This is a genomic window from Thermotoga sp., from assembly GCF_021162145.1.
GTDB lineage: Bacteria > Thermotogota > Thermotogae > Thermotogales > Thermotogaceae > Thermotoga.
The window spans coordinates 1-11,039 of the sequence record NZ_JAGGZH010000125.1; the positions used below are offsets into that span (position 1 = coordinate 1).

The window sequence follows — 11,039 nt, forward strand, 5'->3', positions numbered from 1 at the left end:
AAAAAGCAGGGGAGAATCCCCTGCTTTTTTGTTGATCGAACGCGTAACTAACCCGTTTCCATACCTCAAAGGAAGTATTGAAACGGGTAATAGTCAAAGAGAATGAACTTGTGGTGGAGAATTTGTTTCCATACCTCAAAGGAAGTATTGAAACTCGTTGGTTTTCGAAGAAATTATACCACAGGCTTTTTTGGAAGGCAAGAGTATTTCTTACTTTTCTGATACTGGTTCATCATAAACCATTCTAACACACGAACTGGTATCATCAAGTACTGAGTGAAAAGACGGAATAATTGCATAGTCAAAGAAAGATGGAAAAGGAGGGAAAAACCAAAGATAGATTACATTGACCTAGGTCAAGGGTTTTTGGGGTGTTTTGAGGGAAAATCGTATAGTTACCAGTTTCACAAACACAAACAAAAAGGTCTGCCTTAAAATGTTTATGGATAAATGTACAATTTGTGTATTCAAGATATTTTTACGTGGACAGATTCAGGTATATACTCACATATTTTCTCGTGTTGTCATCCATTATTCCATTTCTCCTGCATAACTTCCGCTATCACAAACCCGCTTAAATTTCTCCGTTACCGGTAATTGCATACTCTGTATCTACCTCTACATGCCTTATACAAACATTGCCCGCTTTGTGAACAATTGGAACTAATCTGGTTTTTGTGAATAAAACTTGATTATTTATATTCAACAAAGATTTTTCTAACGCATGCCTATCACAAAGTGTAATTGATATTCCAAATTGAAAAAATAATATGTAAAGTACTGCTTTTACAAAACTGAAAATAATAGTGAAAAAATACGTCATACAAATCTGGATGGATAATTCTATAATTATGCTACCAAGAACTAAAAGGAGGGTTCTCCCATGAAAGAGAAAGTTGTTCTCGCATACAGTGGAGGACTGGACACTTCCGTCATCTTAAAATGGCTTTGTGAAAAAGGCTTTGAAGTGATCGCCTATGTGGCAAATATAGGTCAAAAAGATGATTTCGAAGCCATAAAAAAGAAAGCTTTGAAAACAGGTGCCTCTAAGGTCTACATCGAGGACCTTCGAAGGGAGTTTGTAACAGACTACATATTCACCGCTCTTCTCGGCAACGCTGTCTACGAGGGAAGGTACCTTCTTGGAACAGCGATTGCTCGTCCTCTCATTGCAAAAAGACAGGTTGAAATAGCGGAAAAAGAGGGTGCTCAATATGTTGCGCATGGTGCAACAGGGAAGGGAAATGATCAGGTGAGGTTCGAGCTCACCTATGCCGCTTTGAATCCGAATCTCAAAGTGATATCGCCATGGAAGGATCCAGAGTTTCTCTCCAGATTCAAGGGAAGAACCGATTTGATAAATTACGCTAGGGAAAAGGGTATCCCTGTGAAGGTTTCCAAAAAAAGGCCCTACAGCGAGGACGAAAATCTCATGCACATATCCCATGAAGCGGGAAAACTGGAAGATCCCATGTACATACCAGACGAGGATGTGTTCTCATGGACCGTCTCTCCAAAAGAAGCTCCAGACGAAGAGACGCTCCTTGAAATTCACTTCAAAAAAGGAGTGCCGGTGAAAGTTGTAAATTTGAAAGAGAAAACAGAAAAGACAGATCCACTTGAGCTCTTCGAATACCTCAACGAAATCGGGGCGAAGAACGGTGTTGGAAGGTTGGACATGATGGAGAATAGATTCGTCGGTATAAAGTCAAGAGGCGTCTACGAAACACCGGGAGCGGCTATTCTGTGGGTTGCCCATAGGGATCTTGAAGGAATCACCATGGACAAGGAAGTGATGCACCTTCGCGATATGCTCGCACCGAAGTTTGCCGAGCTCATCTACAACGGATTCTGGTTCTCACCGGAAATGGAGTTTTTGCTCGCAGCCTTCAGAAAATCTCAGGAGAACGTGACTGGAAAGGTAATCGTATCCATATACAAGGGTAACGTCATGCCAGTCGCAAGATATTCGCCGCTTTCTTTGTATAACCCAGAACTTTCTAGCATGGACGTTGAAGGAGGTTTTGATGCGACGGACTCTAGAGGTTTCATAAACATCCATGCTCTGAGACTCAAGGTGTATCAACTCGCGAAGAAGGGGTATGAAAAATGAGTGAGAAACTCTGGGAAAAGGGCTATACAGTTGACGAAGAGGTAGAAAAGTTCACAGTGGGAGATGATTACATCGTTGACATGAAAATAATAAAGTACGATATAAAGGCTTCTATTGTGCATTCAAGAATGCTCCAGAGAATAGGACTTCTAACACAGGAGGAACAGAAAAAGATAGAGGAGGCACTCAACGAACTTCTTCAGCTTGTGAAAGAGGGAAAGTTCCAAATAAAACCAGAAGAAGAGGATTGCCACACCGCCATAGAGAACTTTCTTGTGAAGAAGTTAGGGGAAGTTGGAAAAAAGATCCATACAGCACGTTCCAGAAACGATCAGGTGCTCACTGCCTTGAGACTCATGTACAAGGAGGAACTGGAAGAGATAAAAGAACTGATCGTCGAGCTCCAAAAAAGCTTGAACAGATTCATCGAGAAGTTTGGAGAAGTGAAATTTGCTGGCTTCACCCACACTAGAAAAGCGATGCCAACGGATTTTGCAACGTGGGCAGGTGCCTTGAGGGATGCCTTGCAGGATGATTTGAAACTCATTGAGACAGCGTACGAAATCATCGATCAGTCCCCCCTTGGAACGGGTGCTGGATACGGTGTTCCGATAGAAGTGGATAGGGAGTTCACAGCAAAAGAGCTTGGTTTTTCTAGAGTACAATGGAATCCCATCTACACACAAAACAGCAGAGGAAAGTTCGAGTATCTTCTCCTTCATGTCCTTTCTCATATTTCATACGATCTGAACAGATTCGCCTCCGACATCATCTTCTTCTCTCTTCCGGAGATTGGATTTTTGAAGCTATCAAAAGAACTGTGCACAGGAAGTTCCATCATGCCACAGAAGATAAATCCGGATCCTCTGGAACTTGTGAGGGCGTACCACCACGCGGTGATCTCCAAAATGATCATGGCCGCTTCCCTTCCATCGAACCTGATATTCGGATATCACAGAGACCTGCAACTTCTGAAAAAACCGGTAATAGAGGCGATAGACGTTGTTAAGAATATCTTAAGAATAATGAAAATAATTTTTGATCGTATCGAAGTAAACAGAGAAAGATCCGAAGCTAGTATTACCGAGGAGGTTCTTGCAACTCACAGGGTGTACGAACTCGTGAAAAAGGGCATACCGTTCCGGGATGCTTATAGAATGGTGGCAGAGAAGTACGGGAGGGAAAAAGATTGATCAGGGTTGGCATAGTGGGAGCAACGGGCTACACCGGGTTGGAGCTGTTCAGACTGCTGAAAAAACACCCTTCTGCGGAGATCATCTACATGTCTTCCAGAACGTACGCCGGAAAGAGGTTGGACGAAGTGTATCCATCTACACTCGAAGAAGCCATCCTGGAAGATTTTGATGCCAGGAGAATTTCAGAAAGTTGCGATGTGGTGTTTACTGCTTTGCCTGCCGGGGTCAGTTACGGTCTTACCATGGAGCTCCAGAACGTGAAAATCATCGATCTTGGTGCGGACTTTCGATTTGACGATGTGAGTACGTACACAAAGTGGTACGGAAGCAATCTCGAAAGATACGACACCACAGAAAGAGTCTACGGTCTTCCTGAACTCTACAGAGACTCGATAAAAAATGCTCGGATTGTGGGAAACCCAGGGTGTTATCCCACAAGCGTGATCCTTGCTCTTGCTCCAGTTTTGAAAACAGGTCTTGTAGAAACTGACACGATCGTTGTTGACTCAAAATCTGGTGTGTCGGGTGCGGGAAGAAAAGAAAAACTCGATTACATTTTCTCCGAAGTGAACGAAAACCTGAAGCCTTACAACGTGGCGAAACACAGGCACGTTCCAGAGATGGAGCAGGAGCTAAGGAAAATATCCGGTAAAGATGTGAAGGTGATATTCACGCCGCACCTTGTTCCCATGACCCGGGGGATTCTCTCCACCATTTATGTGAAGGTGAGCAAGTCTTTGAAGGAAATTCATGAAACCTATCTAGAGTTTTACAGAGAAGAACCCTTCGTACACGTTTTGCCTCCCGGTGTGTTCCCATCAACGAAATGGTGCTATGGTTCAAACCACGTCTTCATAGGAATGCAGATGGAAGAAAGAACCGGCACGCTGATCTTGATGAGCGCCATAGACAATCTTGTGAAAGGAGCCTCTGGTCAGGCGATTCAAAACATGAACATCATGTTCAACTTGGAAGAAACAGAAGGACTGGAATCTCTTCCCATATACCCGTGAAAGGGGTTGAAAGAGAGTGTTCGTTCCAAGAGGGTTCAGCTACGTAGGGGTGCACTGTAGAATAAAAAGAAGAAGAAAAGACCTTGGAATCATCTTTTCTGAAGTTCCATGCACCGCTGCAGGAGTGTTCACCACAAACGTTGTGAAAGCAGCACCTGTGATCTACGACATGGAGATCTTGGAGAAAAACCCGGGTGGAATCAGGGCAGTGGTTGTGAACAGCGGTATAGCAAACGCCTGCACAGGAAAGCAGGGAATGATCAACGCAAGGAGGATGGCAGAAAAAGCGGCAAAAGAGTTGAATGTTCCTATTGAGAGTGTTCTTGTGTCCTCGACGGGGGTGATAGGTGTTCAGCTTCCAATGGAAAAATTGGAGGCAGGGATAGAGGAGGCAGTGAAAAATCTTTCGAAAGATCCCGTCCCTTTTGCAGAGGCGATCATGACGACAGACACGAAGATAAAAATTCACAGCGAGAGGGTAATGATAGAAGGAAAGGAGATCACCGTCCTTGGGATCGCAAAGGGCTCCGGCATGATACATCCCAACATGGCAACGATGCTCTCTTTCATAACAACGGATGCAAAAGTTTCTGAAGGTGCGCTGAAGAAACTTCTGAAGATCTCCGTTGATGATTCTTACAACATGATTGATGTCGATGGTGATACGAGCACGAACGACATGGTGATCGTCCTCGCAAATGGACTCGCGGGGAACACGACCATCCAAGAAGAAACCGATGGTTTCTGGAAGCTCTACGAAGCTGTCCATGAGGTTAATCGGGTTCTTGCGGAGAAGATCGTGAAGGACGGAGAGGGAGCCACGAAGGTGATGGAAGTAGAGGTGAAAAACGCCCCAGACAGAAACTCTGCTCGCCTGATCGCACGGGCGATAGCATCTTCGAACCTTGTAAAAACTGCAATCTACGGTGAAGATGCCAACTGGGGGAGGGTGATAGCGGCTGCAGGATACTCTGGTGCACGGTTTAATCCTGACAGACTCGACCTTTTCTTCGAGAGTGCAGCAGGTAGAATAAAAGTGGCGGAGAACGGTCAGGGTGTGGATTTTGACGAAGACAAGGCGAAGAAAATATTGAGCGAAAAGAAGGTGAAAATCGTTCTCGACATGAAACAGGGAAAGGCATTCGCAAGAGCCTGGGGATGTGATCTGACGGAAAAGTACGTGGAGATAAATGGGAGGTACAGGACATGAGAATCAACACTGTCAACGTTCTTCTTGAAGCGCTTCCTTACATAAAGGAATTCTATGGAAAAACGTTCGTTATAAAGTTCGGTGGCAGTGCCATGAAGGAGAAAAAAGCAAAGAAAGCTTTCATACAGGATATAATTCTTTTGAAATACACCGGTATAAAGCCTGTTATTGTTCACGGGGGTGGGCCTGCCATCTCTCAGATGATGAGGGATCTTGGTATAGAGCCTGTTTTTAAAAGCGGTCACAGGGTGACAGACGAAAAAACGATGGAAATCGTGGAGATGGTACTCGTGGGGAAGGTGAACAAGGAGATAGTTATGAACATAAATCTTCACGGAGGACGTGCGGTTGGTATATGTGGAAAGGATTCAAAACTCATCGTAGCCGAGAAAGAGACAAAGTACGGTGATATAGGATACGTTGGAAGGGTAAAACAGGTCAACCCAGAGATACTCCACGCGCTGATAGAAAACGACTACATCCCGGTGATCGCGCCCGTTGGAATAGGAGAAGACGGACATTCGTACAACATAAACGCGGACACTGCTGCCGCGGAGATCGCAAAGAGCTTGATGGCAGAAAAGCTGATCCTCCTCACGGACGTTGACGGTGTCTTGAAAAATGGGGAACTCCTGTCCATCCTGACCCCGAAGGAGGCGGAAACTCTCATAAAGGATGGAATCGTGACGGGCGGTATGATTCCAAAGGTAGAATGTGCAATTTCTGCTGTAAGAAGCGGTGTTGGAGCGGTGCACATTATAAACGGTGGGATGGAACACGCTATCTTGCTTGAGATATTCAGTCGGAAGGGAATAGGTACCATGATTAAGGAATCGGAGGGATGAGAATGTTCCTTATGAACACTTACAGTAGGTTTCCTGCGACACTTGTCTATGGAAAAGGATCGTGGGTCTATGACAACAGTGGAAAGGTGTATCTTGACTTCACCTCGGGTATAGCCGTAAACGTGCTTGGGCATTCACATCCAAAACTCATTGAAGCAATAAGAGACCAGGCAGGAAAACTGATTCACTGCTCTAACCTCTACTGGAATATTCCGCAAATGGAACTCGCAGAGCTTCTTTCAAAGAACACGTTTGGTGGGAAAGTATTCTTCGCTAACACGGGAACAGAGGCAAACGAAGCGGCGATAAAGATCGCAAGAAAGTATGGAAAAAGAAAGAACGAGAAAAAAATCAAGATCCTCTCTGCACGCAACTCCTTCCATGGAAGAACGCTTGGATCTCTCACCGCAACCGGCCAGCCGAAGTATCAAAAACCGTTCGAACCGCTCGTTCCAGGCTTTGACTACTTCGAGTTCAACAACGTCAAGGACCTGAGGGAAAAAGTGTCAGACGAGGTGTGTGCTATCTTTCTTGAACCCATCCAGGGTGAAAGCGGTATCATTCCGGCAACGAAGGAGTTTCTCAAAGAAGCAAGAAGACTGTGCGACGAATACGATATCCTTCTTGTCTTCGACGAGGTCCAGTGCGGAATGGGAAGAACTGGAAAGCTCTTTGCCTACCAGAAATACGGAGTGATACCCGACATCCTCACAGTTGCAAAGGGACTCGGTGGAGGTATTCCCATAGGAGCGGTTGTTGTAAACGAAAAAGCAAATGTGTTGGAGCCAGGGGATCACGGCACCACGTTCGGTGGAAATCCTCTTGCGTGTAGAGTGGGTGTCACTGTAATGAAGGAGTTGACGAAAGAAGGTTTTCTGGATGAAGTAGAAAAGAAAGGAAAATACCTGCTGGAGAAACTCTCCAGGATGAAGGAGAAGTTCGGTGTGATGAGGGACGTTCGTGGTATGGGTTTGATGATAGGGATTCAGTTTTCAGAGGAATTGGAAAACAGGAACATTGCGATGAAATGCTTTGAGAAAGGACTGCTCGTGGTACCGGCTGGGAACAACACGATAAGATTTCTTCCCCCATTGACCGTTGAGTACGGAGAAATTGACATAGCGCTCAGGATTCTGGAAGAGGCGCTTCAAGAAATTTGAAAGGGAGGCGATGCCTCCCTCATTTTTTCTTCTTTTCTTTTTCCTCCTTCTCTTTTTCTTTCTTCATCAATTCCCCTTCTTCTCCTAACTGTTCCAGCTCTCCGCCACATTTTTCACAGGTTTTGTTCAGATGGTATTCTATGGACGTTGCAGAGTAATATATTGCCCCACATTTTTTGCATCTGTATACGTACGGCATCGAGACACCCCCTCGTGAGAGTTACCAGATCTTGTGGATCTTCGCTTCGCTTTTTCTGAGTATATTCTAATACTTTATTCGTTTTGTTTCAAGCTTTTATTAGAAGAAACAAGGCAAGACCGATGGTGGAAATCACAAACCCTGCAACCTGGAAAATTCTTATGATTTCGCCCAAAAGCAGGTGCGCCCACAATATGGCAAGAGAAGACTCTCCAACCAAAGCCATGCTCACGATACCTGAAGGGAAGCTTTTGAGAGAAAGGTTTATGAGCAGATACCCGAGGAAAGAACACCCTGCCCCAAGGGCTATCAGTATGAACCATTCTCTCATCGGTACGATCTCAAAAGAGGGAAAAGAGAGTGTGAAAAGAACAATCGAGGCGATCACGTGTGTCTTCATACTGAACGTGAGACTGCCCATTTTCTGGTTCAACTTTCTTCCGAGGACAAGATAACCACAGAGAAACAGGGTGCCAGTGATCGCCATCCAGTCTCCTTCAGCGACATCCAAGGATTTTCCATCCCCGAGAGCAGAGATCAGAACACCGAGTACAACAACCGATCCCATGGCAATCTGATATGGTGTGAGTTTTTCTCTGTACAAGAGGTACGAAAGAAGGTTTGTGACGACGGGCTGCAGCGTGAGTGGTATAACAGCTCCGGCCACGGTGGTATGATCGAAGGCGGCTATCCAGAAACGAAAGTGCATCGCAAGAAAAAAGCCAGCAGCGATCGTAAAGATCTCATCCCAAAGGGGGAATACCTTGTGTTTCTTGGCAATGAGAAAGAACAGTAAGGAGGCAATGAGAACCCTGTAGAAGGCGATAGTCTCTGGGGAAAGAGAAGAGAGCTTTACGAGTATTCCGGAAAAAGAAGCTATTAAAACGCTGAGCAAGAGGTAGAAAACTGGTCTCAAGTGTTTCACATCCCTCTTAACAGTATATTTACGATCGAAGCCTCTTGAACTATCTCTCATTTTATAGTATATTTCTTTCTGGTGCATGTCGTTTGCCCCCATCGTCTAGCGGCCTAGGACACTGGCCTTTCAAGCCAGAGGCAGGGGTTCGAATCCCCTTGGGGGCGCCAGAGCAGAAAGTGAACCGTCCCGCTTCGGCGGGATTTTTGTTTTGATCAAGCTCCTTTATACTTAAGTGTTGGAAAAAGGGAAACATAGACGTATTCCAGAGCCTTTTTGAGAGCGATGTTTATGGGATATCTTTCTTGTGCGAGAAAGAAATCGATGGAGAGCAACTTTGAGTAAACCTCTTGGCAGTTCGGTAGACCCTCGAGAAGTTCATACAACTGTGGCTTCAAGTGCCTGCAACCCCACACCTTTGGTTTTTCCTTTCTCAGAATGTAGCTTCCGGAAAACAACCTGCAAACCAGAGGCCTGAAGGAGTGATAGGAACACCCTCCATGCTCGGAATGTGGATCGAAAAACACGCAGCGATTCAATTCATCAGTGGTTTCAAGGATCTTCATCCATCTCTCTATGGAATTGTTCTTCAAAAGGTGAAGTGCAAGGGGAAGAAACTCAAGGATGGTGGCTTCAATGTTGACGGAGGGAGTGTCACAGCATTTCCTGCATCCGTTGCAGGAAGGAAGGTTGCGTTGAATCCTTTCTAGGTCTCGGTACAACTCCATTACTTTGGCAGACAACTCCTCCAGTCTCCTCACAGAGAGTATCTATACCCAGTTGAGGTAACAAGCAAGGGTTTCTTCAGAAAAAGAAAAAGAAAAGGTATGTTAAACCAACGAAAAGGGGCACAGCCGTGCCCCTTTATTCTTCCTCGAGTTCAAGAAGCCCACCAAACGTAGGATCTGGAAATTCGTAGTATTCATTCGAGAGATCGAGGGTGGGGAAAAAGACTTTGAGGTTTTCAAAGCCTGAAGGATTATCTTGCAAAACACCGAAGTCTATTGCAACGATCGTTGCAACAAATGTTTCTGTCTCCGTTTGTTTATAAGTGAACGGCTCTCCTTCTGGAAGCTCCACCCGGTGTGTATCTACTATCTCCTGAAGGGTGTTCACCGTTTCTTCGTCAATCGGTGGCTCCTCAAAGTAGTGCAGACTGGTGAGATCGTGCTCGCCTCCCGGATCGTCCTCTTCGATGTCTTCATTGAACCACAGAACAGATTGTATACCCATTACAATGCTGTCGACAAGGTCTTCAAGGTATGCTGAACCATTTTCTCTGAACACAAGGAACGGATTAAGATTATTCCACTCTCCACCATCACCGCTGGTGTTATCCACCATGTTATCATTATTATTGTCGATATAATCAAGTACAGCCTGTAACCACGTTTCCATATCGTCGTACCCAGAAGGATTTGGCAGATCCGAAGGCAAGGTCAGGTCCCACGTCAACAGAAGGTCAGAAATCGAAAGAGCTGCCTTCACAACAAAGAGCAGTGCAGAAAATTCTCCTTTGTCCAGAATTAGGTAGTCGTTTTCATCAAAAATGATATTTTCAGGATTCTGCCCACTGACTGTTTCAAAATCGAACCAGGCGTCTCCACCGCTCTGCACAATCACGAGTGTTCCTTCAGGACTCACGCTGCCGTAGAGCAAATCCACCACAGAATAGGTATTCGTTCCATCGGAGAGCTCGAGAGGTTCTTCGGGTTCGAGAACGTCATCTCCATCCCAGTCGAAGTTGTTCGGATAAAGTGTAAGACTTGCGTTTCCAGTTATCGCACGTTCAAGGCAAAGCTCCAGTTCTTTCAAGCGCGGCCAGAGTTCTGAGAGTGTGGCAGATACGGTTTCGTAAAGCTGGTTCCAGGTTTCTAATGGATTTTCCTCTGGAAGGAAAGGAGGCGGTTGAACGGGTGGCTCTGGTGGCAATGGAAACTGTTTCATACTCATGAAGAAATACTTCATGAAAGAAAAGGAGCGCGTGATTTCTCTGAAAGGTCCAAATCTAACTGGAACGCTTCTGAAGACACCTGTGAGCTGGCTTATCTCGCTGGAGTAGTCACGAAACAGTTCGTACAGCAGGATCACAGACATACCGGCGTTCGCTGTGGCATTTTCCGGATCTTCACTCAACACGTCCTCGAAAGTACTCTTTGCGTCGTCGATGTTACCCGATGCCAGAGAATCCAGGCCACTTTCTAGAAGGTTTGAAAGATCCTCCCCCTCTGCTCCTCCAGGCCCAACAGTGATTGGTCCAGCGCAGGAAAACAAAAAAATCGCGAGTGCCAGTCCCGAAAGAAGCACCGGCAAAAACCTTTTGAAATGCACGATGACCCCCTCCTTGCTTAAATCTGTTAGCTATTTTTAGCCATTTTACTGGAGGG

At 45.4% G+C, this 11,039-nt stretch carries 10 protein-coding genes and 1 tRNA gene; 7 read left to right on the forward strand and 4 right to left on the reverse strand.

Features of this window, described 5'->3' with window-relative positions; all coding sequences use genetic code 11:
• Positions 1–883: 883 nt before the first annotated feature.
• From J7K79_RS07765 to J7K79_RS07790, 6 genes are read left to right on the forward strand one after another with little or no spacing between them, the layout of a single operon-like run.
• The gene (locus tag J7K79_RS07765; RefSeq protein WP_296907200.1) at positions 884–2,113 is read left to right on the forward strand and encodes an argininosuccinate synthase; all 1,230 of its coding nucleotides are present in this window, start codon (positions 884–886) and stop codon (positions 2,111–2,113) included.
• The gene (gene argH, locus J7K79_RS07770) at positions 2,110–3,306 is read left to right on the forward strand and encodes an argininosuccinate lyase (protein WP_296907203.1); all 1,197 of its coding nucleotides are present in this window, start codon (positions 2,110–2,112) and stop codon (positions 3,304–3,306) included. The genes J7K79_RS07765 and argH overlap by 4 nt, the downstream gene beginning before the upstream one ends.
• Positions 3,303–4,322: an N-acetyl-gamma-glutamyl-phosphate reductase gene (gene argC, locus J7K79_RS07775; RefSeq protein WP_296907206.1), complete on the forward strand. Its 1,020-nt coding sequence runs from the start codon at positions 3,303–3,305 to the stop codon at positions 4,320–4,322. Before argH ends, argC begins: the two co-directional genes overlap by 4 nt.
• A gap of 16 nt (positions 4,323–4,338) precedes the next feature.
• Positions 4,339–5,532: a bifunctional glutamate N-acetyltransferase/amino-acid acetyltransferase ArgJ gene (gene argJ, locus J7K79_RS07780; RefSeq protein ID WP_296907208.1), complete on the forward strand. Its 1,194-nt coding sequence runs from the start codon at positions 4,339–4,341 to the stop codon at positions 5,530–5,532.
• Positions 5,529–6,377 carry an acetylglutamate kinase gene (argB, locus tag J7K79_RS07785; RefSeq protein WP_296907211.1) on the forward strand — a complete coding sequence of 283 codons (849 nt, stop codon included), beginning with the start codon at positions 5,529–5,531 and terminating at the stop codon, positions 6,375–6,377. The genes argJ and argB overlap by 4 nt, the downstream gene beginning before the upstream one ends.
• Before the next feature lie 2 nt (positions 6,378–6,379).
• A complete protein-coding gene (locus J7K79_RS07790; RefSeq protein WP_296907214.1) occupies positions 6,380–7,537 on the forward strand; it encodes an aspartate aminotransferase family protein in 1,158 nt (385 codons plus the stop codon).
• A 19-nt stretch (positions 7,538–7,556) separates the two neighbouring features.
• On the opposite strand, the gene J7K79_RS07795 is transcribed toward J7K79_RS07790, so the two are convergent.
• Entirely contained in the window at positions 7,557–7,736 is a 180-nt protein-coding gene (locus J7K79_RS07795) for a hypothetical protein (protein WP_296907217.1), read from the reverse strand.
• A gap of 88 nt (positions 7,737–7,824) precedes the next feature.
• Positions 7,825–8,652 (reverse strand): DMT family transporter, encoded by an 828-nt coding sequence (locus J7K79_RS07800; protein WP_296907219.1) that lies wholly within the window; start codon positions 8,650–8,652, stop codon positions 7,825–7,827.
• A gap of 94 nt (positions 8,653–8,746) precedes the next feature.
• Between J7K79_RS07800 and J7K79_RS07805 the strand changes: the two genes are divergently transcribed.
• A tRNA-Glu gene (locus J7K79_RS07805) sits at positions 8,747–8,822 on the forward strand.
• Between the two features lie 45 nt (positions 8,823–8,867).
• On the opposite strand, the gene J7K79_RS07810 is transcribed toward J7K79_RS07805, so the two are convergent.
• The gene (locus J7K79_RS07810; RefSeq protein ID WP_296907222.1) at positions 8,868–9,395 is read right to left on the reverse strand and encodes a YkgJ family cysteine cluster protein; all 528 of its coding nucleotides are present in this window, start codon (positions 9,393–9,395) and stop codon (positions 8,868–8,870) included.
• 121 nt (positions 9,396–9,516) lie between these two features.
• A complete protein-coding gene (locus J7K79_RS07815) occupies positions 9,517–10,983 on the reverse strand; it encodes a hypothetical protein (RefSeq protein WP_296907225.1) in 1,467 nt (488 codons plus the stop codon).
• Positions 10,984–11,039: the final 56 nt, after the last annotated feature.

What these genes read in the sequence shown, in the direction of transcription:
- J7K79_RS07765 (WP_296907200.1), top strand. Translation starts at nt 884, where the DNA reads ATGAAAGAGAAAGTTGTTCTCGCATACAGTGGAGGACTGGACACTTCC.
- argH (WP_296907203.1), top strand. Translation starts at nt 2,110, where the DNA reads ATGAGTGAGAAACTCTGGGAAAAGGGCTATACAGTTGACGAAGAGGTA.
- argB (WP_296907211.1), top strand. Translation starts at nt 5,529, where the DNA reads ATGAGAATCAACACTGTCAACGTTCTTCTTGAAGCGCTTCCTTACATA.
- J7K79_RS07790 (WP_296907214.1), top strand. Translation starts at nt 6,380, where the DNA reads ATGTTCCTTATGAACACTTACAGTAGGTTTCCTGCGACACTTGTCTAT.
- J7K79_RS07795 (WP_296907217.1), bottom strand. Translation starts at nt 7,736, where the DNA reads ATGCCGTACGTATACAGATGCAAAAAATGTGGGGCAATATATTACTCT.